Origin of the sequence: Kineosporia mesophila (genome assembly GCF_021129235.1) — a bacterium.
In the GTDB taxonomy this organism is placed as follows: Bacteria; Actinomycetota; Actinomycetes; order Actinomycetales; family Kineosporiaceae; genus Kineosporia; species Kineosporia mesophila.
The window spans coordinates 228,579-252,689 of the sequence record NZ_JAJOMA010000002.1 but is presented as its reverse complement, the minus strand read 5'-3'; the positions used below and the strand labels follow the sequence as shown (position 1 = coordinate 252,689).

Sequence of the window (24,111 nt, the reverse complement as noted above, 5' to 3'; positions counted from 1 at the left end):
CTTTCCAACCTCCTTAGGAGTTACGGATCAAAATCCGAACCGCGTTGACCAGGCACGCTGTGTGGGCGGGGCTGGAGCGGATCTTGCGCAGGAGACGCCAGCTCTTGAGCTCGGCGTCAGCTCGCTCGCCTGGAGCACGCATCTGCGAGATTGACGTGTTGACGGCCTTTTGGCCGGCAGAGAGCTCGCGGCGAGTGAAGAGATGAGATGCCGGGTCACGGCGCAGGCGCCGGAATGGTGCTCGGATCGCGGATCCGGCTCCGATATGGGCCGCGTCGGCGAAGGTGGTCACGTCGGCCGCGGCCCAAGTTGCTGGGATCGCGTGCTTCCGAACCGCTCCGGCATCATGGCGAGCGCCGGGCAGGGCGGGTGAGGCCCAGATCAGCCGGCCTGCCGGATCGGCGATGACCTGCACATTCACGCCAGAGGCCTTGTGTTACCCGAGTAGTAGACCCGGTCACCACCGGAGACCATGGCCACCCGGTCGATGCGCAGCAGCATGCCGTCCAGCGTCACCTAAGCCCTGTTCACCGCCGATTGGATCGCCTGCTCCAGCGTCGGGGCCAGAGCAGCCAGAAACTCCAGACCTCCAGCGACTCACGCAAATACCGATAGGCCGTGGTGGTGCCGACCCTGAATCCCACGGCCAGATCGCGGTAGGTCTCACCCTTCGTCGGATGCGCTAAAACCATCAAAGCCAACTGCCCCGAGAACAACACACACCACCGGGTCCCGGTCCGCCGGTGGGTGCGCAACGCGTTCGTAACGAACCGCAGCGTCTGAGTGGACACGGTCATGCCCGAGCGGCAGACAACCACACGGAACTCCTGGTGATGGATCTTGATCTCGACAATCGCGATTTCACCAGGAGCTTCTTCATGTCCCTACCGCCGCTACGTGCACTCTTACCGCCCCCGTAACCCCTGTGACGCAGGAGGTGGGGAAGTCTTCAATGACTGAGCACAGAACGGCCTGACCTGCCTGACCCGTCACCGGTTCCTTGGTCGACCATGACCTTCGCCGACGTCGAACCACAGGCCGCGCCCGCCGGGAGGCCGGGGCCGGCTCGGGGTGTCGGCTCGACCGCCGCGATCAGCCCCAGCGCGAGCCAGGTGCCACCGACGACCCGGTCCTCGAACATCAGGATCAGCCCCGCCCTCCCGGAGACGATCCAGGCCACCACGGCCACGCCGCGAAGAATCCAGGCCGTGTCCACCCGGACCTGACGTGGTGCCACCGTTGCGACCACTGTGTCGTTCATGTCCGGAGCGTTACATCCTGGGGGCAGTGCGGGTACCGAACGATCGAATTCAGCGGACGAAACTGAAGAGCCGACGCGCGAAGTCCATCGGCACCGGGCCACCGTCGTAGCGCACGACCCCCAACGCGGCTTTCTCGCCGTCTTCCATGGTCTCGTAGGCAAGTTCGCTGAATCCGGCTTCTGCGAACCAGCCCCGGACGGCATCGTTCAGATCACGGATGTCGTCGTCCCGGCCCCGCGACCAGACCAGCGTGGCACCGGACCGGCAGAACGCCGGAGCCGCACGGATCAGCTCCTCCAGATCCCCGTCGGTGATGTTGCCGAAGACGCCCACCATCAATACCAGGTCGGCGGGGACCAGGCCGGCGTACGTCGCGGCCGCGCCCGCATCGGCGGTGAGGACCCGAATCCGCAGCCCGCGCTCGCCGGCCGCCGCGCGGGCCCGGGCGGCAAGTTCCGGGCTCAACTTCACCAGCACGCCCTCGACCCGGTCGGCGTCGGGGCGGGCGGACAGCACGCCGATCAGGTCCCGGCCGTCCCCCGCGCACAGGCTCACGGCCGTGATCGGCTCGCCGGGTCTACCGTTCAGGGTTGCGGTGATGTGGTGGCGGACCCGCGACAACCGCCAGGACAGGGCCGAGCCGGGATCGTCGTAGGCGTCGTGCCAGGAGACGTAGTCACGCATCGGGAAATTCTCCCACCGATATCGGGGAACCCTCGCTACGAACAAGCCGTATCATTGATCCATGACTGCGTCCCCGGAAGCCACTCGCCGCGGCCCCCATACTGACGACGACCTGCTGAGGACAGCCATGATCGAGGCCGCGGAGAAGCTTCTGGCCCACTCCGACGATCAGGACATCGCGACCCGGGCTGTGTGCGAAGCGGTTGGCGTCACTCAGCCCCGCCTGTACCGGCTCTTCGGCGACAAGCGCGGCCTGCTCGACGCGGTGGCCGACGCGGGCTTCGAACGCTACGCGCGGCACAAGGCGCAGCTCGAGCAGACCGACGACCCGGTGGTCGACCTCTATGCCGGCTGGGACGACCACATGGACTTCGCGGTCGCCAACCCGGCGCTCTATCAGCTGATGTTCGCACCCCGTCCGCACTCCCACAGCCAGGCCCGCCGACATATCCTCGGCCTGCTCGAGGCCTCCCTGCTGCGCTGCTCAGCGGTCGGCGCCCTGCGGATCGACGTGAGTCACGCTGCCCAGCTCATCCTTTCGTCCAATGTCGGCGTCGCCCTCAGCCGCATCGCCGAGCCCGCCCTCTTCGACGACGGTCTCTCCCACCGCGCCCGCGACGCCGCCTTCGGCGCGGTGCTCACGCAGCCGGTCGCGAGCGCCACCGAAGACCCGGTCGGTGACGCCGCCCGGCAACTGCACTCCCAGCTCACCCTCACCGGCAGCGAGGCGCTGGAACCGGCCGAGGAGTCCCTCCTGGAACGCTGGCTGGAGCGCATCGTCGAACGCTCGGGTCGGGCGCGCCCAGAAAAAGCTCAGGGGTAAAAGCTTCTCGCGTGCCGAGGGCTCGATCGAGCGAGAGATGCACGATCTGGACCACATGCTTTGAGGACGTCGGCGGTCACCTTTTGAGGTATCATTCGAACATACGTTCGATCGACGGTGCGGGGGTACCGATCATGACGGGGAGCATGCTGGCGGGGTGGCCCGGCGTGAAATTGAAGGGCTTGCCCGCCCGGGTATTGATGCGGGCGGTCGATGCCGTTGACCGGGCCTCGGCCGGGGAGAGCGAGTGCCTGGGGGCAGTGGCCGCGGCGAAGCGGCTGCAAAGGCAGCTGGACGCGCGGATGGCGCGTTTTCTGGAGCGAGCGACTCGTCTGGCGAGCCTCCCTGCCACACCCGGCGGGCCCCGCGAAGCCATTGACGCCGTGGAACTGGTGGCGGCAGAGATCGGTCTGGCCCTGAGTCTGTCCCGTGGTCAGGCTGAGAACTACGTCGCTACCGCTGTCGCCGTCTGCCGGGAACTGCCGCTGATCCTGGCACTGGTGGAGCGGGGAGATCTGGACTGGTGTGCAGCGGTGTCGGTGCACACGCAGATGATCGATCGCCTGCATCCCGGAAGTCCGCTGTGGGACCAAGTGCAACGGGCGCTGGCGGCGAACCTGGCCGGTAAGTCCGTGCGCAATGCCATCAGCGCGGCCAAGCGGGAGATCCTGAAGGCCGATCCCGAATCGGCCCGGCGCAACCACCAGCTGGCCTTCGAGAAGCGTTGCGTCATGGCCTATCCCCTGGCCGACGGCATGGGTGGTGTGACCGCCACCCTGCGCGCCGACCAGGCGCAGCTGATCCAGTCGGTTCTCGATGCGCTGGCCGATGCGTGCCGGGACTACAAGGCCCGCACCGGAGTTCCGGATCTACGCACCCATGACCAGCGCTGCGCCGACGCGCTCGTAGCGATCTTCCGGGCCATTCACGAGAACCACCCCATACCCTTCGTACCGGCGAACCCTTCACCCGATGACACGACCTTCGCCGGACGTGTCGTCCCGGCCGGGCATCCCGCCGCACCATCCGCACCGTCAGCTCCATCCACTCCATCAGCTCCATCAGCTCCATCAGCTCCGTCAGCTCCGTCAGCTCCGTCAGCTCCGTCAGCTCCGTCAGCTTCGCCAGCTCCGTCAGCTCCGTCAGCTCCGAAGTCATCTCCGGTCCCCGCCACCCCGGAGGAGGGTGTGGTCCTGACCGAGCTGGCCGATCCCGCAGCCCCGAAGGAGCCGGCAGGCTCCCAGTTTCCGAAAGAGCCTGGCGCCCCGGCCAGCCCGACAAGCCCAGAAAGCCCATCCCGTCCATCAAACCCGGCAGGTCCGACAGGCTCATTAGGTCTGACAGGACCAGCAGGCTCGGCAAGCCCCGTCCTTTCACCGACCAGTGATGATCAGGTTTTTGCCTGGTGGCTGCCCCCACGGCTTCCGACCCGGCAGGGGCGCCGTCCCCATCTGGTCATCACGATGAGCGCTACGACTCTATTGGGACTGGACGACCTACCCGGAGAGCTCAGTCGCCACGGAGCTGTCCCCGCCGACCTGGCCCGGGAGATCGCCCGCCAGGCCGAGAAAGTCACAGTGATCAGTGACACGGGCAGATCACATCCGCCGGGCGACCAGGCTCACTGTGCCGAGCCGTCCACCCGGTACAAGCCCCGCCAGAGCGTCATCGACCAGGTCCTCGGGCGCTTCCAGCGATGCGTCCATCCCAGCTGCACCCGAGACGCCGTGCAGTGCGACATCGACCATGCCATCCCGTATGCCAAGGGTGGGAAGTCGTGTCCGTGCAACCTGATTCCGTTGTGCCGTTTCCACCACCGCCTCAAGACACACGCCGGCTGGACCCTGCGCCTGACCCGCCCCGACGAGCCCTATCCGACCGGCACAATCATCTGGAACAGCCGTCTCGGGCAGATTCATGTCGAACGTCCACACGTCCTGCCCGACTCCGCCGACCTCGACAGTCACACCGCCGCCGCACGGCAGGAGGAATGGGACCGCGAACTTCAGCAGGTTGCCTCCGGCAGGCGCCGCGCAGCCTCACCCTCAGCCTCGTCACCAACCCCGACACCAGACTTCAGGGAACCGACGTTCTGACCCGCCGACTCCTGCTCCCAGCCAGTCGAATAGTCACCGAGGACGAGACTGTCGAGAGCGGCAAGACTGTCCAGGCCCTCTGTGGAGACAAAGTCATCTGTGGAGACAAGACTTTCCAGAGCGCGGGGAAGGAAAACCTTCCGGGCCGGGTTGGCCACGAACGGCGTTAACGGCACGGCACGCAGCAGATCGAAAGGCAGAATCCTGATGGCAGTGGCTGACAGTGGCACGATCGAGCTCGGTGGCAAGAAGGTGCACCGGCTCGGGTACGGCGCGATGCGCATCACGGGTGACGGCATCTGGGGTCCGCCCAAGGACCACGACGAGGCGATCCGCGTGTTGCGCCGGGCCGTCGAGCTGGGCGTGGACTTCATCGACACGGCCGACTCGTACGGACCGTACATCTCCGAAGAGCTGATCCGGGAAGCTCTGCACGACGGCTCGGGGTACGGCGACGTCATCATCGCGACGAAGGGCGGCCTGACTCGGAGCGGGCCGAACGTCTGGCCGCCGCTGGCGCGTCCGGAGTATCTGCGCCAGTGCATCCTGATGTCGCTGCGCCGGCTGGGTCTGGAGCAGATCCCGCTCTGGCAGCTGCACCGTATCGACGCCAAGACGCCTCGCGAGGAAACCTTCGCCGAGGTGAAGAAATTCGTCGACGAAGGGCTGGCGTTGCAGGTCGGCCTGTCCGAGGTCAGTGTCGAGGAGATCCGGGCCGCGCAGGACGCCGGGCTCCCCGTGGCCTCGGTGCAGAACCGCTACAACCTGGGCGATCGCCGGGCGGAAGACGTGCTGGACTACTGTGAGCAGCAGGGCATCGCGTTCATCCCCTGGGCTCCGGTCAACGCCGGATCCCTGGCCCGTCCGGGCGGCCCGCTGGAGAAGGTTGCCGGGAACCACCCGGGCACCACCACGTCACAGCTGGCACTCGCCTGGCTGCTGCGCCGCTCCCCCGTGATGGTGCCGATCCCGGGTACGTCGTCGGTCTCCCACCTTGAGGAGAATCTCGGTGGGGCCGACATCACGCTCACCGACGAGGAATTCACGACGCTAGCCGACGCCATCTGATCTTCCGGGGCGACCAGCAGAATGGCGACCAGCAGAATGGAGGACGCCGGTAACCGTCGGTGCGCCGGCGTCCTTCATTCTGTGCGGAGAGGTAGCTGGCTGGCGGGTCACGGGAGCCCGGCGAGGAACTCCTCCGCCGTTGTCGGCACCGAGAACATCGGGAAGTCGAGACGCAGAGCGTTCTCGTGCTCCTGCGCCGATGTGGCTGCCATGCAGTCGGACAGCGTGACCACCCGGTACCCGTTCTCGTAGCCGCTGCGCATCGTCAACTCGACGCAGCAGTTGGTGAGGAAATCGCCCAGGACGATGGTGCGGATTCCTTTGCTGCGCAGCATGAAATTCAGGTTGGTGCTGGCGAAGGTGTCCAGGCCCCATTGGCCCTCGACCACGATGTCACCGGCTTGCGGAGCGAGGTCGTCGACGATCCCGGCGCCCCACGATCCCTTGACGAAGGCCTTGCCGTCGACGACGCCCTTCAGGATCCCGTAGGGATGCGAGCCGATCTCGTTGTAGCCCTCGGCAAAACTGATGGGCGCGTGCATCACCGTGATCCCGGCGGCCCGTGCGGCCTTCGCCACGGCCTGTGTCTTAGCCAGCTATCCCGGTGCCGGCCATCACCGGCGCGTCCGCCCCGTGCAGCACACCACCCTCGCTGGTCAAATCGTTCTGGTACTCGATGAGGACGAGGGCGGTGCTGGACGGATCGGTGGGCATGTCGACTCCTTCGGCAGCTTCATCGGTGCTGTCTTCAACCCGGCACGCCGTCCCACACGGTCACCTGGACGGACAGCTCGTCGGGCCGGTCCGATCCCTCGCCGACCCGGAGCCAGGCGACCCGCCCGTCGGACGTCCTCAAGCAGAACTGGTCGCCCGGGAACACGTCGAGCGACGGGAAACCCTGCTTACCCGAGGCAACCCGTGAGGCGCAGCGGGCGGCCGCGCCCTGGGGCAGACCCTGGTCCATGAACAGCTTGCCGTCGACGGGTGACAAGCCGGTCTTCTGGTCCCAGTAGACGTCGAGCGCGCTCGACCTGCGGCTGGTGCCTGGTTTTGCCTTGGCCGCTCTTTCGTCAGCCTGATCGACGTCGATGCCCAGGCCTCCGGCAATGGTCAGCGGGCCGTCGAACAGCACCACCGGGCGGGTGGTGGCGGCGGGGGTCGTCGCGTCCGGGGAACCGGACGGGGTCGGCCGCCAGAGCGGACGGCCCGTGGCCGCGGGCAGGGTCCGGTCGTCGGCCGGACTCTCGTTGTTCACCAGGGCCAGCGATCCCCAGGCGATCGCGCCGAGCACCCCGACCGTTCCGATGATCACGAAAATCTTGCTCACGTGGGTCGGTTCGTCGGGTGCGTAGTTGTCTGGCCCTGAAGGTGCTGAGGACGTCACGCGTCAATTCCCCCGATGGTCTGGAACTTCGTCGAACACGGTCGTGGGGGCACACACAGATCGGCCCGGTCGGCCGCCCCGGGGGTGAGATCGGGACGGCCGGCCGGGCTGCTGACCGGTTCGGACCACGGATGGTCCGGGCCCGGTCGTCGAAAGGCGGCGCCGATCCCGGAAGGGGAACGGATCAGATGCCGCCGGAACCGGCTACGCCGGGCCGGTTCAGTTGACGGTGATGGTGATGCTGTTGCCCACCGCGCTGCCGTTGATGCTGGCCGTCACCACGTAGGTGCCCTTCACCTTGAACTTCAGGCGCACCTTGGCCTCACCACGCCGGTTCGAGATGTCGGTGTCGGAGTAGGTGGCCCCACCGCCGACCTTGACGGCCTGCACGGTGACGTCCAGACCCGGCTCCAGACCGGTGAGACTGAACCGGACCTGCTCCTTGACCACGGCCGAGGTGGGGCCCGTAAGAACCGCGTTCGGCACCACGAAATCGCTGCGGGCGCTCTCCTTCAGCGCGCAGTCGATCGTGCGGGCCCGTACCCGGTTCCGGCCGGAACCGGTGGTGGCCGGGCCGGATGCCGTGGTCTGGCCGGGGCCCAGCGTGACGAAGGGCGCACCGTTGACGGTGACGGCCGTCGAGCACCGGGGATCGGCGTTGCCCAAGGTGACGGTGAGCGTGGAATTGCTGTCGTCCACGCGCACGGCCGAGGCGGAGATGGTCAGTGGCACACCCGACGGATAGGCGTAGGCCGCCCCTCCGCCGATGCCGGCAATGGCGAGAATCCCCACCACGGCGGCTTTTCGGTTGATCTTGCTGAAGTTCATGACTCGCTGGTCCCCTCTGGTACGGGAGGCAGATCGGGGGCGATGGTCATCCCCCGACGACGGATGAGGTCTTGCAAGCACTCAGCGGCTCGGTGCTGCTGGTGGCCGGCTTCACCATGGGCTGGTTCAGCACGACCGGGATCTGCCCGGCGTCGTCCTCGACGACCGGGGTGGACATCACGACGTTCACCGTGCGGGTCTGCCCCGCTGCGATGGGCACGCTGAGGCGCCACACCGGGTGGTTGTTGTCGAGACCGGTCACCGGAATGACCGTCGACCCGTCGAGCTGGGTGAGCACGGCACTGCTCCCCACCGGGCCATAAATGTCCAGAACGATCCGGTTGCTGCCGTCACGCGTCGCCCGACCGGTGAAACCCCGCTGTATGAGGTCTGTCCGGACGTTGACATAGGACGGCAGCCCTTCCCCGTCCTTGGGAGCCGTGTTGTCCAGGGTGACCGCGATCTGGCCCACCCTGGCGCTGTTCGTGCAGGTGCCCGGGTCGTACTTGGTGTCCACCTGCAGATAGGCGTCCATCTTGTTGCCGCCGCCGTTGTTGATGACGGTCATGGCAAACGGTCCGGGATCACCCGGAATGGTGCCGGAGATGCTGAGCTGCTCCAGCCGGGCCTGGACCTCGTCGTCGTTGGCCCAGAGCAGGAGACGCCGCTCGCGGATCGGCTCGCGCAGCGATTTGATCAGCGTCGGCATGCTGAACTCTCCACTGGAGAACTTACCGAAGACCGCCTGGACGAGCTCGGTGGTCACGGCGTCCACGACCTGTGGATTGTTCCAGCGGGCGTATACGCCCTTGCTCAGGAAGTTCGCGGCGTTCGACGAATCGATGGTCACACCACGGACTTTCACCGGACCCGTGGCTGCGAGCATCGAGGCGACCACATTCTGGTCAACCCCCGCGACGAAGTCGGCCCGCTGCTGCGTGCGCTCGTTCCAGCCCTTGGCCGCGAGCTCGCCGGTGTGCGGAAAGTGCGGGCTGGCGTTGAAACCGGCCCACTCGGTGAGGTCCTTGCCGTAGTGCTCCCGCAGATTCTGCGGCACCACGCTCGACCGGATGGCCGGACCCCGGTCGAGTGCGGAGCGGGACTCGGCGTCGGACAGCACCATCCGGCCCTGGTCGGTCTTCAGCTCGGCGAACGCACCGACCAGACCGCCGGTGCCGCGGGCCTCCGCGTCTTGCTGGAGCAGCACGATCCAGGTCTTCTGACCGTCGGACCCGAGCATGCCGGGCAATTGCTGGAGCAGGGGCACAGCGTCGGCGAACGGGCCGCGGGCGGACTCCAGGGCGGAGCTGAGAGTGGAGACGCCGTCGGCCACCTCGGGACGCAGCGGGCCGGGATCGATCTCCCCCACCTTCACGGCCCCGGAGGAGACCGCGGCGGAGAGAGCGGGCATGGCCTCGGCGACGTCCTGGATCGCGGCGGTGTCGAGCTGCCCCTGGTTGCCGGCCGTGCCGGTGGGCCGCAGCTTCGGCAGGGCGGTCTCCAGCGGGCGGGCGGACTGGGTGATGTCGTTCATGACCGCGCTGACCTGACGCGCGGCGTACAGGTCACGGCCGAGCACGGGAACGTAGGAAGCGGCACCCCAGACCGGGTCGGACGTCAGGCCGCGGGCGCGCTGCGCGTCCTCGCGCACCTGGGCGAGCGTCTGCCCCGCGGCGACGAGGTCGTAGGCCTCGAGCTGGCTCTGGAGCACCTTGCCGTCGGTCTTCAGTGCCTCGACGGCGACCCGGGCCTGCTGAGCGCGCACGGCCAGCCAGGCTCCGGCGGCCCCGAAGGAGAGCACGGCGAGGACCGCCACGACGACCCCTGGTCTGCCGAACCGGCCGAAACGACCCAGTCTGCCGACAGGCAGCCTGCGGCCCTGACGCTCTTCACTCACTCGCCGCCCCACGGCGCGAGTCTGACACAGAGTGAATGAACAGACACTCCTGGTCGAACCCTATGGGCCGAACGTCGTAGGGGTGATCAACAACCTTCGACGACACAGGGTGACAACCCGGACATCCGGCAGCCCGGCGACCAGGCAATCGGGCGAACCCGATTCCTCTCCGGAACCGGGAGTGGCACTGTCGACCCGACGCAGGCCGCCTCGTCCATCATTGAACAGTCGCCCCTCTGGTGACCACCAGTCACCAGTAGGGGTGGCCGTACGGACCGGAGGAGAGCGAAGCCGGAGCAGAAACCGCGTCGTTTGTTACATCAGTGAACCGCTTCACCGTTCCCTCTCCCGTTGCGGCCTCCCGGCGGCTTAATCTGCGCTCAGGGATGTGACCGAGAGGAAGATCGTTGATGACGGACGGCACTGGCCGTGGTGAGGTCCTGGACCTGCTGGTGATCGGCGGCGGGGTGATGGGCCTGTTCACCGCTTATCAGGCGAGCCGCACCCAGGCCCGGGTGGCAGTGGTGGAGACCGGTGAGATCGGCGACCCGATGACGGCGTCGTTCGGCCGCACCCGCTCCTACCGGCGGGACTACCTGGAGGCCGGGTACACCCGGTTCGCCGACGAGGCGATCCGGCTCTGGACCGAGTTCGAGACCGCCACCGGGGCCGATGTCCTGGTGCGCTGCGGGTGCATGAACATTGCCAGTACCTCGATCACGCCCGACCTCGACAACACCTACGCCACCCTGAGCACCACGGTGCTCAAGAAAATGGGCATCCCGGTCACCTCGTACGACACCGCGGGCATCGCCGCCGAGTATCCGTATCTCCAGGCCGATCTCGGCGACCTGGACCCGGTCGGTGGTCTGGTCGACCTGCGCACCGTCACCAGGACTCTTCAGAAGTCGCTGGAGGACGCGGGGGTGACGGTCCACGAGCGCACCTCGACGACGAAGATCACCCGGACCACCCGGACCAACCCGACCACCCCGACCTCGTCCACCGATGAACTGGTGACGGTCACGACCTCGGCCGGTACCTTCACCACCCGGTCGCTGGTGATCACGGCCGGGCACGGCACCAACGACGTGCTGGCTCTGCTGCCGGGCAATCAGCTGCGCGTGCCGATCACGAAAGACCGTCCCAGTGAGGCGAAGTACTTCACACCGCCGCCCGCGACGCGGCACCTGTACACGTCCGACCGGATGCCGGTGATGGCGTACCTGGACACCGGGATCTATCTGCACCCGATCGTCGAGGGCGTGATCGACGCCGTGAAGATCGGTTTCTACAACCCGCCGGACATGCCGCGGGGCACTACGAGCATCAACAGCGTGGGCGACTTCGTCGAGCAGTGCATGCCCGGTCTGCTGGAGGCCGAATCGGTTCCGGTGACGGACGTCGACGGCTGCGACTACGACCTGGTCGCCGACGACGACTTCGTGCTGGGCGCCGTGCCCGGTTTCGGCAATGTCTTCGTCGGCGTCGGCTGGCGCGGGACCGGCTACAAGTACGCGCCCTGGGTCGGGCGGGTACTGGCCGAGCTCTCGTGTCAGGAAGGAACCGTCTACGACGTGGCCCGTTTCGCGCCCAGCAGGTTCGTCACCGCCTGAAACCTCTTCCCAGACAGGACTGAGCAATGACCCGACCGAGCTCCCGTACCTTCACCGAGCGACTGGCCGACGGCGTGATGATCGGCGCCGAGGGCTACGTCTTCGAACTCGAGCGTCGCGGCTACATCAAGGCCGGCCCGTACGTGCCCGAGGTGATCCTCGACGCCCCGGACGCGCTGCGGCAGCTGCACCGCGAGTTCCTGCGGGCCGGCGCCGACGTGATGGTGGCGCTGACCTACTACGCGCACCGGGAGAAGCTGAAGGACGTCGGCCGGGACGGGCAGCTGGAAGAGCTGAACCGGCAGGCCGTCCGCATCGCCAACGAGATCGCCGCCGAGGGTGGTGCTCTCGTGGCCGGGAACATCTGCAACACCTGGTCGTACGACCCGGCGAACCCGCAGACCTCCGGCGCGGTGGTGCGCGAGCAGTACCGCGAGCAGCTGACCTGGGCCGTTGACGAGGGAGTGGACTTCGTGATTGCCGAGACCAACGACTTCGTCGGTGAGGCGCTCATCGGCCTGGAGGTGTGCCAGGAGCTGAACCTGCCCGCCGTGGTCACCTTCGCCAGTGTGCAGCCCGAGAAGACCTACGACGGCTACGACTACATCGACGCCTGCAAGCGCCTGGCCGACGCCGGTGCGGCCGTGGTCGGGTTCAACTGCTCGCGCGGACCCCGGACGATGATGCCGATGCTCGAGAAGCTGCGCGCGGCGGTCGACATCCCGATCGCCGCCCAGCCGGTGCCCTACCGCACGAGCCCCACCACCCCGGCGTTCGAGTCTCTGGAGTCTCCCGGCGGTGGCCGGGCCTTCCCGATCTCCCTGGAGCCGTACGCGCACACCCGTTTCGAGATGGCCGACTGGGCCCGGCGCGCGGCCGACCTGGGGGTCTCGTTCGTCGGCATCTGCTGTGGCGGAGCACCGCACTACGTCCGCGCGATGGCCGAGGCCCTGGGCCGCGAGACGCCGGCCAGCCGCTACTCCCCTGCCCTCGAGCTGCACCCGGTGCTGGGCACCCCGGCCGACCACTCCGCCCAGGACGTCATGGGTGACTGGAGCGCGGCCTGAAAGAGCAAAAATAGTTGAGGACGCCCACCACGACAGTCGTGGTGGGCGTCTTCTATGGGTCGGTGGCGGGGTCGGGGAGCAGGATCAGCTCGGCCGCGGCCTCCCAGCGGCGACGGGTGTCGTCGGTGTGGTGCGGCAGGCAGGCGAGCACGACATGGAAGGGCACGGGCGAGCGGTCGTACCAGGTGCCCCGCTCGGCGGGGTGCCCCCACTCCCGGGCCGCCCCACGGAAGAACTCGACGAGCGCGGCGAAGTCGGCGTCCGGCCCGTCGGCCAGGACCTGCTCGGGTTCCTTCAGCATCAGCACGTGCCCGGCCTGGTGCGGCATCCAGTCCAGGTCGGCCAGGCAGTCACCGAACGCGTCCCAGGTCTCGGGGAAGAACCAGGGAAACTGCAGCGCCGCCGCGAACTCGTCGAACAGTCCTTGCCGCGTGCGGCACTTACGGCCCCGTACGACACGGACCACGAGCCCTGCCTCCGACCACCCACGCTGAGCCAGGGCATGGGATCTCTCGTCGGCCGGGCGGAGCAGCGGGCGGAAGGTGTCCTCCGTCCGCAGCAGGATAGGCGAGGGCTTCATCAGGGGTCATGCTCTCAAGCCGACCGCCCTCACGAGACCCGGACGCACGGATGGAGCACCCGAAACCTGCCCACGCCCCGCTCTCGCCCGGCCCTCACTCCCTACGCGTTCGCCGCCTGCATGCCGCGCAGCTCCTTCTTCAGGTCGCGGATCTCGTCGCGGAGCCGGGCCGCCAGCTCGAACTGGAGCTCGGTGGCCGCGGTGTGCATCTGCTCGGTCAGCTGCTTGATCAGGTCGGCCAGGTCGGTGGCGGGCACGTTCTCCACCCCGGCCGCGCGGGCCCTGGCCCCGGCGGCACTGCTCATTCCCGGGACCGGTGCCTTACCCCGGCTGCGCTGGCGGCCGCCACCCCCGAGGAGCTCCTCGGTGTCCTCGTCCTCGCGGGCGAGAAGGTCGGTGATGTCCTGGATCTTCTTGCGCAGCGGCGTCGGGTCGATGCCGTGGGCCGTGTTGTAGGCGACCTGCTTCTCGCGGCGGCGGTTGGTCTCCTCGATGGCGTATTCCATGGACGGAGTGATCTTGTCCGCGTACATGTGCACCTCGCCGCTGACGTTACGGGCGGCCCGGCCGATCGTCTGGATCAGCGAGGTGGATGAGCGCAGGAAGCCCTCCTTGTCGGCGTCGAGGATGCTGACCAGCGACACCTCGGGCAGGTCGAGACCCTCACGCAGCAGGTTGATGCCCACGAGCACGTCGAACTCGCCCTGGCGCAGCTCCCGCAGCAGCTCGACCCGGCGCAGCGTGTCGACCTCGGAGTGCAGGTACCGCACGCGCACGCCCTGCTCCAGCAGGTAATCGGTGAGGTCTTCCGACATCTTCTTGGTCAGCGTGGTGACCAGGACGCGCTCGTTCTTCTCCGCCCGGTCGCGGATCTCGCCGAGCAGGTCGTCGATCTGGCCCTTGGTCTGCTTGACCACGATCTTCGGATCGATCAGGCCGGTCGGGCGGATGATCTGCTCGACGAAACCGTCGGCCCGGCCCAGCTCGTACTTGCCCGGGGTGGCCGACAGGTAGACGGTCTGGCCGATCCGGTCCTGGAACTCCTCCCACTTCAGCGGGCGGTTGTCCATCGCGCTGGGCAGCCGGAAGCCGTGGTCCACCAGCGTGCGCTTACGCGACGCGTCACCCTCGTACATCGCGCCGATCTGCGGAACGGTGCTGTGCGACTCGTCCAGCACCAGCAGGAAGTCGTCGGGGAAGTAGTCGAGCAGACAGTTCGGCGCGCTGCCGGAGGGCCGGTCGTCCATGTGGGACGAGTAGTTCTCGATGCCCGAGCAGGAACCGACCTGGCGCATCATCTCGATGTCGTAGGTGGTGCGCATGCGCAGCCGCTGGGCCTCCAGCAGCTTGCCCTGACGCTCCATCTCCTCCAGGCGGTCGGCCAGCTCGGCCTCGATCCGCTCGATCGCCCGGACCATCCGCTCCGGCCCGGCGATGTAGTGCGAGGCGGGGAAGATATACATCTCTTCCTCCTCGTGCACGATCTCGCCGGTGAGCGGGTGCAGCGTGTAGACCCGGTCGATCTCGTCACCGAAGAACTCGATGCGGACGGCCAGCTCCTCGTACATCGGGATGATCTCGACCGTGTCACCACGCACCCGGAACGTGCCCCGGGTGAACGCCAGGTCGTTGCGGGAGTACTGCATCTGCACGAACTGACGCAGCAGGACGTCACGGTCGAGGGTCTGCCCGACCTTCACCCGGACCATCTGGTCGATGTACTCCTGCGGGGTACCCAGGCCGTAGATGCAGGAGACCGTGGCGACCACGACCACGTCGCGCCGGGTGAGCAGCGAGTTGGTGGCCGAGTGCCGCAGCCGCTCGACCTCCTCGTTGATCGAGGAGTCTTTCTCGATGTACGTATCGGTCTGCGGGACGTACGCCTCGGGCTGGTAGTAGTCGTAGTACGAGACGAAGTACTCGACGGCGTTGTTGGGCAGCAGCTCACGGAACTCGTTGGCCAGCTGCGCCGCGAGGGTCTTGTTCGGGGCCATCACCAGGGTGGGCCTCTGCACCTGCTCGATCAGCCAGGCCGTGGTGGCCGACTTACCGGTACCGGTGGCGCCGAGCAGCACCACGTGCTCCTCGCCCGCCTTCACCCGCTTCGTCAGCTCAGCGATGGCCTTGGGCTGGTCGCCGTTCGGCTGGTACTCGGACACCACCGTGAACGGTGCGACCGTGCGCTTCAGATCGGTGACTGGCCTCATGACGAATACCGTAAGCGCAGCCACCGACAGTCTTGTTCCCGGCTCGTCCCGGCGCGCTACCTCAGTGGCTCGATGTGGTTGCGCCAGCAGGCATCCACCTGCGCCAGAGTGGTCGCGAGCGAGCCGGAGTTGTCCAGCACCACGTCCGCGACGGCGGCCCGCTGCGCGTCCGTGGCCTGCGCCGCGATCCGCGCCCGGGCATCGTCCCGGGTCATGCCGCGGTCGTCGACCAGCCGTCGGATCCGCTCCTCCTCCGGTGCGAACACCACCATCACCAGCTCGTACTCGGCCCGGTGGGGGTTCTCCACCAGCAGTGGCACGTCGTGCACCAGCACCGCGTCGTCGGGGGCGGCATGCACGATCTCGTCCATCCGCGCCGCCACTCTCGGGTGCACGATCGAGTTCAGCCGGGCGAGCTTCTTCTCGTCGGCGAACACGATCTTCCCCAGCTTGGGCCGGTTCAGCGTCGCGTCGTCCCGCAGGATCTTCTTACCGAAGGTCGCGACGATCTCCGCCAGGCCACTGGTGCCCGGCTCGACCACCTCCCGGGCGATCAGATCGGCGTCGAGAATGATCGCGCCGAGATCGGAGAGCCGCCGCGAGACCGTCGACTTCCCGGCCCCGATGCCCCCCGTGAGAGCGGTTCGCACCATGCCCGCAGTTTAGATGGCCCCGGCACTGAGATGACGCAGCACCGGCCGGACGTCGACGTCCCGGCGAGCCCTCGCAAAAGCCGGAAGGCCCGGCCCCCTCCGAAGAGGGGACCGGGCCTTCCTGAGCTTGGACCTACAGCTGGATCAGCTGTCAGTTTCCGCCGGTCAGCTTCTCCCGCAGAGCAGCCAGCGCCTCGTCGGTGGCGAGGGTACCCTCGGCCGCCGCCGGCTCGCTGGAGTAGCTCGAGCTGGAGCCCGACGAAGAGGAGGAGGACGACGAGGACGAGGAGGCCGCAGCCTCGTCGACACCGGCGGCCTGCGCCTCGGCCTCGGCCGCGCTCGCCTCTTCGATCTGCTTGCGGTGGGCTTCCCAGCGCTCGTGGGCCGCGGCGTACTGCTGCTCCCACTCCTCACGCTGCTTCTCGAAGCCCTCGAGCCAGTCGTTGGTCTCCGGGTCGAAGCCCTCGGGGTACTTGTAGTTGCCGGCCTCGTCGTACTCGGCCGCCATACCGTAGAGAGCCGGGTCGAACGTCTCGGCGCCCGCACCGGAGCCGGCCTCGTTGGCCTGCTTCAGCGAGAGGGAGATCCGGCGACGCTCCAGGTCGATGTCGATGACCTTGACGAAGATCGGGTCGTTGACCTGGACGACCTGCTCCGGGATCTCCACGTGGCGCTCGGCCAGCTCGGAGATGTGGACCAGGCCCTCGATGCCCTCGTCGACACGGACGAACGCACCGAACGGCACCAGCTTGGTGACCTTACCCGGGACGACCTGACCGATCGCGTGGGTACGGGCGAACTGCTGCCACGGGTCTTCCTGGGTCGCCTTCAGCGACAGGGACACGCGCTCGCGGTCCATGTCGACGTCAAGAACCTCGACCGTGACTTCCTGGCCGACCTCGACAACCTCACCCGGGTGGTCGATGTGCTTCCAGGACAGCTCGGAGACGTGGACCAGACCGTCGACGCCGCCGAGGTCGACGAACGCACCGAAGTTGACGATGGAGGAGACCACACCGGAGCGGACCTGGCCCTTCTGCAGGGTCTGCAGGAAGGTCTGGCGCACCTCGGACTGGGTCTGCTCGAGCCACGCGCGACGGGACAGAACCACGTTGTTGCGGTTCTTGTCGAGCTCGATGATCTTGGCCTCGATCTGCTTGCCGACGTACGGCTGCAGGTCGCGGACGCGGCGCATCTCAACCAGCGAGGCCGGGAGGAAGCCGCGGAGCCCGATGTCGAGGATCAGACCACCCTTGACGACCTCGATCACCGTACCGGTGACGATGCCGTCTTCTTCCTTGATCTTCTCGATCGTGCCCCAGGCGCGCTCGTACTGAGCCCGCTTCTTCGAGAGGATCAGGCGCCCCTCTTTGTCCTCCTTCTGGAGAACAAGAGCCTCGACCTCGTCGCCGACGGTGACGACCTCGTTGGGGTCGACGTCGTGCTTGATCGAGAGTTCGCGCGAGGGAATGACGCCCTCAGTCTTGTAGCCGATGTCGAGCAGCACTTCGTCGCGATCAACCTTGACGATCGTCCCGGAGACGATGTCGCCGTCGTTGAAGTACTTGATGGTTTCGTCAATGGCGGCGAGGAAGTCGGCCTCGCTACCAATGTCGTTGATCGCGATCTGCGGCGTACGAGCCTTCTCGGCCGTGCTGGTGGTCATAAAGTAGGGGCTCCGATGCGGACTGTTTATAGATGGGACATGGATGTGGGCGCAGCCACCCCGGCTCCCGGGATCGACCCGAATTGCTCCGGTTGATCTCGCTAGTCAGAAAGCCCAGTTGCGCCTTCCCTAGCCTATCGCTCACAGGAAGGCAGGGCAAAGCCAGCCCCACCCCGACACGCCCGGGCTCGGGACGCGCGTCGACCTGAGCAACCCCCGGACGGCCCGTTCCGGAGCCCGGTGCGCTTGGATGCTCCGCGTGAGCACAAGCGATCTGCGTTCGGCCGGCTACCGCGAGGCCGGGGCCGAGGAGAGTGCGCGCGCCGGCCGCGCCTGGTGGGACGAGAACGCCGCCGAGTACCAGCAGGAACACGGCGCCGATCTGGCCGGCCGGCTGATCTGGGGCCCGGAACTGCTCGACGAGGCCGACGCCCGCCTGCTCGGCCCGGTCGACGGCCGGGACGTGCTCGAGGTCGGTGCGGGAACCGCCGACAGCTCGGCCTGGCTGCGCTCGGTGGGGGCCCGCACGGTGGCGACCGACATCTCGTCCGCCATGCTGCACCGCTCGCCCGATCACCCCGACGGCCCTCCGCCCCGGCTGGTCTGCGACGCCAGGGTGCTCCCGTTCGCCGACGCCTCCTTCGACATCGTCTTCACCGCCTACGGCGCACTCCCCTTCGTCGCCGACCCCGAGCGCGTGCACGCCGAGGTCGCCCGGGTGCTGCGGCCGGGCGGGCGCTGGGTGTTCTCCGTGACCCACCCGGTGCGCTGGGCCTTCCCCGACGACGGGGGCGAGCCCGGCCTCACCGTGAGCCGCTCCTACTTCAACCGCACGCCCTACGTGGAGACCGACGACTCCGGCGCGGTCAGCTACTCCGAGCACCACCGCACGATCGGCGACCGGGTACGCGAACTGGCCGCCGCCGGATTCCGGCTCGTCGACCTGGTCGAACCGGAATGGCCGGACGACGTCCAGCGCGTGTGGGGCGGGTGGAGCCCCCTGCGGGGCTGGCTGATCCCGGGCACGGCCATCTTCGTCAGCGAGCTGCATAACTGAGTCAGCGTGTGCATTCCTTGCGCTGATGACGCAAGGAATGCACACGCTGAGCCGACTGCTGGAAGGTACCTGGCGCTTTAGCCTGTTATCACCCTGGGTGAGGATGGCGCGGTTGGAGCTGGGGCACGGCTGGTCAGTGAGCCGCCTCGTGCCAGGACCGGCCGACGCCGACCGAGACGTCGAGGGGCACGTTCAGTTCCGCGGCGCCGCCCATGGCCTGACCCACCAGGGTCTTGACCTGGTCCAGCTCCCCCGCCGACACCTCGAGCACCAGTTCGTCGTGCACCTGGAGCAGCATGCGCGACCGCAGGCCCTCCTCGCGGAGCTTGCGGTCGACCTCGAGCATGGCGACCTTGACGATGTCGGCGGCCGAGCCCTGGATCGGCGCGTTGAGGGCCATCCGCTCGGCCATCTCGCGGCGCTGCCGGTTGTCGCTGACCAGGTCGGGCAGGTAGCGACGGCGGCCCAGGATGGTCTCGGTGTAACCGGTGCGGCGGGCCTCGTCGACGACGCCGCGCAGGTAGTCGCGCACCCCGCCGAAACGGTCGAAGTAGTCTTCCATCAGCGTCTTCGCCTCGTCGACCGGGATGTTCAGCTGCCGGGACAGACCGAACGCCGAAAGACCGTACGCCAGGCCGTAGCTCATGGCCTTGATCTTGGAGCGCATCTCGGCGGTGACGTCGGCCGGCTCGACCGCGAAGACCCGGCTGCCGACGAAGCGGTGCAGGTCTTCACCGCTGCGGAACGCCTCGATCAGGCCCTCGTCGTTCGAGAGGTGCGCCATGATGCGCATCTCGATCTGCGAGTAGTCTGCGGTCAGCAGGCACTCGAAGTCGGGCCCCACGACGAAGGTCTCGCGGATGCGGCGGCCCTCCTCGGTACGGACCGGGATGTTCTGCAGGTTCGGCTCGGTGCTCGACAGGCGCCCGGTGGCCGCGATGGTCTGCAGGTAGGTGGTGTGCACCCGGCCGTCGTCACCGACCGCCTTGAGCAGGCCCTCGACGGTCTGGCGCAGCTTCGTGGCGTCGCGGTGGCGCAGCAGGTGGGCCAGGAACGGGTGCTCGGTCTTGGCGAAGAGGTCGGCGAGTGCCTCGGCGTCGGTGGTGTAACCGGTCTTGGTGCGCTTGGTTTTCGGCATGTCGAGCTCGTCGAACAGCACCACCTGGAGCTGCTTGGGCGAGCCGAGGTTGATCTCCTTGCCGATCGCCTCGAAGGCCTGTTTACCGGCGTCGGCCACGGCCGCGGCGAAGTAGCTGTCGAGGTCGCCCAGGGCGTCCTGGTCGATGGCGATGCCGTGGTGCTCCATCACGCGCAGCACCCCGAGCAGCGGCAGCTCGACGTCGGTGAGCAGGCCGGAGGCGTTGCGGGCGGCCAGGTCGGACTGCAGCGCGCCCCACAGGTCGATGACCGCGCGGGCCCGCACCATGGCCAGGTCGCCCTCGTCGGGCCCGGCCGTCTCTTCCATGTCGAGCGTGAGCTGCTCGTTGACCGGCGCCTCCTCAGCCTTCAGCGCCCGGCCCAGGTGCCGCACCGTGAGATCGGCCAGGTCGTAGCTGCGCTGGTCGGGCAGGCACAGGTAGGCCGCGAGCGCGGTGTCGCCGATGATGCCCTCGACGGCCAGGCCGCGGTCGGACAGTGCGGTGAGCGGGCCCTTGGCGTCGTGCAGCACCTTGGGTTTCGAGGCGTCGGCGAGCCAGCCGGTGACGGCGGCGAGCGCGTCGGGATCAACCTCGACCAGGTTCACGAACGCGGCCGGCCCGGGCTTGCCGGGAGAGGGCTCGGGCGCCGCGATGGCCAGGCCGGTGGCGTCGCCGTGGCCCGCCTTCCACGTGCCGAGCACCGTGATACCTACGGGCACATCGGTGTTCGCCTGGAGCCAGGCGCCGACAGCTTCGCCGGTGAGCTTCTCACCGGTCAGGTCGAAGCCTTCTTCGGCCTCGGGCTCGGGCGTGGCCAGGGTGGCGAACAGGCGCTCACGCAGCACCCGGAACTCCAGGCCGTCGAACACCTGGTGCACCTCTTCGCGGTCCCAGCCGGGCAGCCGCAGGTCGGCCGGGCCCAGGGGCAGGTCGAGGTCGCGGACCAGGCCGTTGACCTGGCGGTTGATCAGCACCTGAGGCAGGTGGTCGCGCAGGCTCTGCCCGGCCTTGCCCTTGATCTGGTCGGCGCTGGCGACGATGCCGTCGAGGTCGCCGTACAGGCCGACCCACTTGGCGGCCGTCTTCGGCCCGACCCCGGGGATGCCGGGCAGGTTGTCGCTGGTCTCACCGACGAGGGCGGCCAGGTCGGGGTAGCGCTCGGGCAGCAGGCCGTACTTCGCCTCGACCGCGGCGGGCGTCATGCGGGAGAGCTCGGAGACGCCGCGGGTCGGGTACAGCACCGTGACGTTGTCGCGCACCAGCTGGAAGGTGTCGCGGTCGCCGGAGCAGATCAGCACCTCGTACCCGGCGTCGGACGCCTGGGTGGCGAGGGTGGCCAGGATGTCGTCGGCCTCGTAGCCGGGTTTCTCCAGCACCGGCACGCGCAGCGCGGCCAGCACCTCTTTGATCAGCGAGACCTGCGGGCCGAACTCTTCCGGCGACTTGGACCGGTTGCCCTTGTACTCGGCGTAGGTCTCGGTGCGGAAGGTCTGCCGGGAGACGTCGAAGGCCACGGCGACGTGGTCGGGCGCCTCGTCGCGCAGCACGTTGATCAGCATCGACGTGAAACCGTAGACAGCGTTCGTCACCTGGCCGGTGGCCGTGGAGAAGTTCTCCACCGGCAGCGCGTAGAACGCGCGGTAGGCCAGGGAATGACCGTCGATCAGCAGAAGCCGTGGGCGGGTGGCAGATGCCCCCGGGGTCGTTGTCTCGCTCACGTCTGACACCCTATGGCCCATGTCCGACAGTCTTGGTGTCCCGACGGCCGGCGGCGCCGCTGCCCCGGACTTCTCCTCCGCCCTGACCGACAAGATGGGCATCGTGATCACGCAGATCAGTGCCGAGCGCACGGTCGCCACGATGCCGGTCGAGGGCAATACCCAGCCCTTCGGCCTGCTGCACGGCGGTGCGTCCGCCGTGCTCGCCGAGACGGTCGGCTCGATCGCAGCCAACGTGCACGCCGGCACCATGGGCATGGTCGCCGTGGGCCTGGAGATCAGCGCGACGCACCACCGTGGCCTGCGTTCCGGCACCGTCACCGGCACCGCGCAGGCCGTGCACCGCGGCCGCAGCACCGCGACCTACGAGATCGAGATCCTCGACGAGAGCGGCAAACGGGTCTGCACCTCACGGCTCACCTGCATGTTCCTGCCGGACCCGGCCAAGAGCTGAAATTGCGGACGAGGTAAGCCTTCCGGCCCCACCTCACCTTCCCGCCCACCCGGGTGGGCGGGCCCGCGCAGGCGTGGTGGACGTCCGCAGTTCCTGACTCGGCCGCCCCGACCGAGGCGACCCGCAGGACCGGGTCTCCCCCACGTCCTCTGCTCCCGGGCCGACGACTGGGCGACCCGCCCGCGTGAGCCTCCCGTGCGTCCCCTGTTTCAGGCCGTGACCGGAGACTCGTCGACCGGGCCACCCACGGGTCCCTGCCGGCGGGCCCGGGCTCGCAGGGAGCGGCGCCGGGCGAGCAGGTTCTCCAGGGCACCCCGCTGGGCGTCGGTGCCGGCCAGACGACGGCGCAGGGCGGTCGGGGTGGCGGCCCGGCGCAGGAGGACGGGGGCGAAACCCAGCCGGGCGAAGTAGCGGTGCGTCTCCTTGGCCCAGGGTGGCACCCCGGCCACGACCTGCTCGACCCCCAGCCGCTCGGCATGCGGGGCGACCTGGGCCAGCAAGGCCCGGGCCACTCCGTGCCGGCGGTCGGCGGGGGCCACGTAGAACTCGTCGATGGACAGCGCGGTCGAGCCGGTGAGGACGTTGAGCGTGGTCTCGCGCATCACCAGGAACCCCACCGCCCGCTCCCCCGAGCGCGCCACGAGCACCTCCAGCGCACCGCTGCCGATCGCCTCGGCCAGTCGCTCCGCGGCCTGACCGGAATGATCGGCGTGCAGCGCCCGGACCTGGCGCGGACCCTCCGCCGCGGACGCCTCCCAGAGGGCGAGGACCTCGCCGACGTCGTCCACCGCCGCCCTCCTGATCTCGACCACCCGCCGGATCTCGACCGGTTCTCGGGACACTGGGCCTCCTGGCCACCCGACCGGAATTCTGCCCCGGTCTCCACGACGCACCACACCCGGCGCCGGGCCGCGACATCCCACGACCGAGCGACATCATGGCGAACCCCGGCGAATCAGGCGGATCGAATGGAGAAAATCTCAGCCCGCGAGATCACTGACGTTCCCCTATGTCAGTGAATTCGGCCCGGCCCCATGCTTTCTTCGACGACTGTCGGTTAAGTTCGCCGGAGGGTCGGGAAAACGGCCCCGGAATGCCGTAGGGCCGGACCCCGGTCGGGGTCCGGCCCTACGTGTTCTGCCCTGCTTGATCGTCAGGAAATAACCTCAGCCGCCGAGGTAGGCCTTGACGATGCTGTCGTCCTTCAGCAATTCCCGGGCAACGCCCTCCTGCTTCAAGTGGCCGGATTCCAGCACGTACGCGTAGTCCCCGATCCGCAGAGCGGCGAGCGCATTCTGCTCGACCACGAGAACCGTGGTGCCCTGGTCGCGAATAGTGCGGATGGTGTCGAAGATCAGGTCGACGAGAACCGGCGCCAGACCCATCGACGGCTCGTCGAGCAGCAGCAGTTTCGGGCTGCCCATCAGCGCCCGGCCGACGGCGAGCATCTGCTGCTCACCGCCGGACATCGTGCCCGCCTTCTGCGCGATGCGTTCCTTCAGGCGCGGGAAGAGGTCGAGCACCCGCTCCTTGTCGGCCGCGATGCCGGCCTTGTCGTTGCGCAGGAAGGCACCGAGTTCGAGGTTCTCCTCGACGGTCATCTTCGGGAAGATGCGCCGGCCCTCGGGGCTCTGGCAGATGCCGTGCCCGACGACCTTGTGCCCGGGGATGCCCACGAGCGACTTGCCGTCGAAGACGACGGTGCCGGTGCGCGGGCGCAGCAGGCCGGAGATGGTGCGCAGCGTGGTGGACTTGCCCGCGCCGTTCGAGCCGATCAGCGTGACGATCTCGCCCTGCTTGACCGAGAGCGAGACACCCTTCACCGCGGCGATGTTGCCGTAGTAGACGTGCAGATCGGTGACGGTGAGGAGATCCTCGCCGGCCTTGCGGACTCCGGGCTGTGCCGGGGCCG

19 protein-coding genes and 2 pseudogenes are annotated in these 24,111 nt (G+C 68.1%); 7 read left to right on the top strand and 14 right to left on the bottom strand.

The features are described 5' to 3' along the window. Nucleotides 1-13: 13 nt before the first annotated feature. The 3 genes and pseudogenes from LR393_RS36910 to LR393_RS04220 all read right to left on the bottom strand — a co-directional run bounded on the left by LR393_RS36910 (nt 14) and on the right by LR393_RS04220 (nt 1,946). Nucleotides 14-818, bottom strand: a pseudogene (locus tag LR393_RS36910) (transposase family protein). 131 nt (nt 819-949) lie between these two features. Beyond that, nucleotides 950-1,261, bottom strand: a complete 312-nt coding sequence (locus tag LR393_RS04225; protein WP_231481655.1) for a hypothetical protein — start codon at nt 1,259-1,261, stop codon at nt 950-952. A 49-nt stretch (nt 1,262-1,310) separates the two neighbouring features. After that, a complete protein-coding gene (locus LR393_RS04220; protein WP_231481653.1) occupies nt 1,311-1,946 on the bottom strand; it encodes a hypothetical protein in 636 nt (211 codons plus the stop codon). 61 nt (nt 1,947-2,007) lie between these two features. On the opposite strand from LR393_RS04220, the gene LR393_RS04215 reads away from it, so the two are divergent. The 3 genes from LR393_RS04215 to LR393_RS04205 all read left to right on the top strand — a co-directional run bounded on the left by LR393_RS04215 (nt 2,008) and on the right by LR393_RS04205 (nt 5,933). Further along, on the top strand, nt 2,008-2,769 hold the full coding sequence (locus LR393_RS04215) for a TetR/AcrR family transcriptional regulator (protein WP_231481652.1): 762 nt from the start codon (nt 2,008-2,010) through the stop codon (nt 2,767-2,769). A gap of 134 nt (nt 2,770-2,903) precedes the next feature. After that, on the top strand, nt 2,904-4,865 hold the full coding sequence (locus LR393_RS04210) for an HNH endonuclease signature motif containing protein (protein WP_231481650.1): 1,962 nt from the start codon (nt 2,904-2,906) through the stop codon (nt 4,863-4,865). Between the two features lie 207 nt (nt 4,866-5,072). Beyond that, on the top strand, nt 5,073-5,933 hold the full coding sequence (locus LR393_RS04205) for an aldo/keto reductase (protein ID WP_231481649.1): 861 nt from the start codon (nt 5,073-5,075) through the stop codon (nt 5,931-5,933). Nucleotides 5,934-6,040: 107 nt separating this feature from the next. Here the strand turns inward: LR393_RS04205 and LR393_RS04200 are convergent. The 4 genes and pseudogenes from LR393_RS04200 to LR393_RS04185 all read right to left on the bottom strand — a co-directional run bounded on the left by LR393_RS04200 (nt 6,041) and on the right by LR393_RS04185 (nt 9,961). Beyond that, a pseudogene (locus LR393_RS04200) lies at nt 6,041-6,647 on the bottom strand (cysteine hydrolase). Between the two features lie 34 nt (nt 6,648-6,681). Then, nucleotides 6,682-7,260, bottom strand: coding sequence for a hypothetical protein (locus tag LR393_RS04195; RefSeq protein ID WP_231481645.1), 579 nt, complete (start codon nt 7,258-7,260; stop codon nt 6,682-6,684). 276 nt (nt 7,261-7,536) lie between these two features. Then, a complete protein-coding gene (locus LR393_RS04190; RefSeq protein WP_231481643.1) occupies nt 7,537-8,145 on the bottom strand; it encodes a hypothetical protein in 609 nt (202 codons plus the stop codon). Nucleotides 8,146-8,191: 46 nt separating this feature from the next. Continuing rightward, nucleotides 8,192-9,961: a DUF4012 domain-containing protein gene (locus tag LR393_RS04185; RefSeq protein WP_231481642.1), complete on the bottom strand. Its 1,770-nt coding sequence runs from the start codon at nt 9,959-9,961 to the stop codon at nt 8,192-8,194. 491 nt (nt 9,962-10,452) lie between these two features. Here LR393_RS04185 and LR393_RS04180 point away from each other — a divergent pair, with 491 nt between their 5' ends. Continuing rightward, on the top strand, nt 10,453-11,658 hold the full coding sequence (locus LR393_RS04180; RefSeq protein WP_231481641.1) for an NAD(P)/FAD-dependent oxidoreductase: 1,206 nt from the start codon (nt 10,453-10,455) through the stop codon (nt 11,656-11,658). Between the two features lie 26 nt (nt 11,659-11,684). Further along, nucleotides 11,685-12,725: a homocysteine S-methyltransferase family protein gene (locus tag LR393_RS04175; RefSeq protein ID WP_231481640.1), complete on the top strand. Its 1,041-nt coding sequence runs from the start codon at nt 11,685-11,687 to the stop codon at nt 12,723-12,725. A 52-nt stretch (nt 12,726-12,777) separates the two neighbouring features. Here LR393_RS04175 and LR393_RS04170 read toward each other — a convergent pair whose 3' ends face one another. The 4 genes from LR393_RS04170 to rpsA form a co-directional block, all read right to left on the bottom strand. Next, a complete protein-coding gene (locus LR393_RS04170; protein WP_231481639.1) occupies nt 12,778-13,305 on the bottom strand; it encodes a barstar family protein in 528 nt (175 codons plus the stop codon). A gap of 101 nt (nt 13,306-13,406) precedes the next feature. Continuing rightward, nucleotides 13,407-15,512, bottom strand: coding sequence for an excinuclease ABC subunit UvrB (gene uvrB / locus LR393_RS04165; RefSeq protein WP_231481638.1), 2,106 nt, complete (start codon nt 15,510-15,512; stop codon nt 13,407-13,409). A 56-nt stretch (nt 15,513-15,568) separates the two neighbouring features. Further along, nucleotides 15,569-16,165, bottom strand: a complete 597-nt coding sequence (gene coaE, locus LR393_RS04160) for a dephospho-CoA kinase (protein WP_231481637.1) — start codon at nt 16,163-16,165, stop codon at nt 15,569-15,571. Between the two features lie 151 nt (nt 16,166-16,316). Further along, a complete protein-coding gene (rpsA, locus tag LR393_RS04155) occupies nt 16,317-17,831 on the bottom strand; it encodes a 30S ribosomal protein S1 (RefSeq protein ID WP_231481636.1) in 1,515 nt (504 codons plus the stop codon). 250 nt (nt 17,832-18,081) lie between these two features. On the opposite strand from rpsA, the gene LR393_RS04150 reads away from it, so the two are divergent. Beyond that, nucleotides 18,082-18,888, top strand: a complete 807-nt coding sequence (locus LR393_RS04150; RefSeq protein WP_269326608.1) for a class I SAM-dependent methyltransferase — start codon at nt 18,082-18,084, stop codon at nt 18,886-18,888. Nucleotides 18,889-19,021: 133 nt separating this feature from the next. Here the strand turns inward: LR393_RS04150 and polA are convergent, their stop codons facing one another. Then, the gene (gene polA / locus LR393_RS04145; RefSeq protein ID WP_407937287.1) at nt 19,022-21,766 is read right to left on the bottom strand and encodes a DNA polymerase I; all 2,745 of its coding nucleotides are present in this window, start codon (nt 21,764-21,766) and stop codon (nt 19,022-19,024) included. Here polA and LR393_RS04140 point away from each other — a divergent pair. Beyond that, nucleotides 21,765-22,199 (top strand): hotdog fold thioesterase, encoded by a 435-nt coding sequence (locus LR393_RS04140; RefSeq protein WP_231481633.1) that lies wholly within the window; start codon nt 21,765-21,767, stop codon nt 22,197-22,199. The genes polA and LR393_RS04140 overlap by 2 nt on opposite strands. A 209-nt stretch (nt 22,200-22,408) precedes the next feature. Here LR393_RS04140 and LR393_RS04135 read toward each other — a convergent pair whose 3' ends face one another. Beyond that, the gene (locus tag LR393_RS04135; RefSeq protein WP_231481632.1) at nt 22,409-23,041 is read right to left on the bottom strand and encodes a GNAT family N-acetyltransferase; all 633 of its coding nucleotides are present in this window, start codon (nt 23,039-23,041) and stop codon (nt 22,409-22,411) included. A 324-nt stretch (nt 23,042-23,365) separates the two neighbouring features. Beyond that, nucleotides 23,366-24,052 (bottom strand): ABC transporter ATP-binding protein, encoded by a 687-nt coding sequence (locus LR393_RS04130; protein WP_269326668.1) that lies wholly within the window; start codon nt 24,050-24,052, stop codon nt 23,366-23,368. Between the last annotated feature and the right edge of the window lie 59 nt (nt 24,053-24,111).

What these genes read in the sequence shown, in the direction of transcription:
- LR393_RS04220 (WP_231481653.1), bottom strand. Translation starts at nt 1,946, where the DNA reads ATGCGTGACTACGTCTCCTGGCACGACGCCTACGACGATCCCGGCTCG.
- LR393_RS04150 (WP_269326608.1), top strand. Translation starts at nt 18,082, where the DNA reads ATGCTCCGCGTGAGCACAAGCGATCTGCGTTCGGCCGGCTACCGCGAG.
- LR393_RS04225 (WP_231481655.1), bottom strand. Translation starts at nt 1,261, where the DNA reads ATGAACGACACAGTGGTCGCAACGGTGGCACCACGTCAGGTCCGGGTG.
- LR393_RS04180 (WP_231481641.1), top strand. Translation starts at nt 10,453, where the DNA reads ATGACGGACGGCACTGGCCGTGGTGAGGTCCTGGACCTGCTGGTGATC.
- LR393_RS04170 (WP_231481639.1), bottom strand. Translation starts at nt 13,305, where the DNA reads ATGAAGCCCTCGCCTATCCTGCTGCGGACGGAGGACACCTTCCGCCCG.
- rpsA (WP_231481636.1), bottom strand. Translation starts at nt 17,831, where the DNA reads ATGACCACCAGCACGGCCGAGAAGGCTCGTACGCCGCAGATCGCGATC.
- uvrB (WP_231481638.1), bottom strand. Translation starts at nt 15,512, where the DNA reads ATGAGGCCAGTCACCGATCTGAAGCGCACGGTCGCACCGTTCACGGTG.
- LR393_RS04205 (WP_231481649.1), top strand. Translation starts at nt 5,073, where the DNA reads ATGGCAGTGGCTGACAGTGGCACGATCGAGCTCGGTGGCAAGAAGGTG.
- LR393_RS04210 (WP_231481650.1), top strand. Translation starts at nt 2,904, where the DNA reads ATGACGGGGAGCATGCTGGCGGGGTGGCCCGGCGTGAAATTGAAGGGC.
- LR393_RS04190 (WP_231481643.1), bottom strand. Translation starts at nt 8,145, where the DNA reads ATGAACTTCAGCAAGATCAACCGAAAAGCCGCCGTGGTGGGGATTCTC.
- LR393_RS04140 (WP_231481633.1), top strand. Translation starts at nt 21,765, where the DNA reads ATGTCCGACAGTCTTGGTGTCCCGACGGCCGGCGGCGCCGCTGCCCCG.
- polA (WP_407937287.1), bottom strand. Translation starts at nt 21,766, where the DNA reads ATGGGCCATAGGGTGTCAGACGTGAGCGAGACAACGACCCCGGGGGCA.
- LR393_RS04215 (WP_231481652.1), top strand. Translation starts at nt 2,008, where the DNA reads ATGACTGCGTCCCCGGAAGCCACTCGCCGCGGCCCCCATACTGACGAC.
- coaE (WP_231481637.1), bottom strand. Translation starts at nt 16,165, where the DNA reads ATGGTGCGAACCGCTCTCACGGGGGGCATCGGGGCCGGGAAGTCGACG.
- LR393_RS04175 (WP_231481640.1), top strand. Translation starts at nt 11,685, where the DNA reads ATGACCCGACCGAGCTCCCGTACCTTCACCGAGCGACTGGCCGACGGC.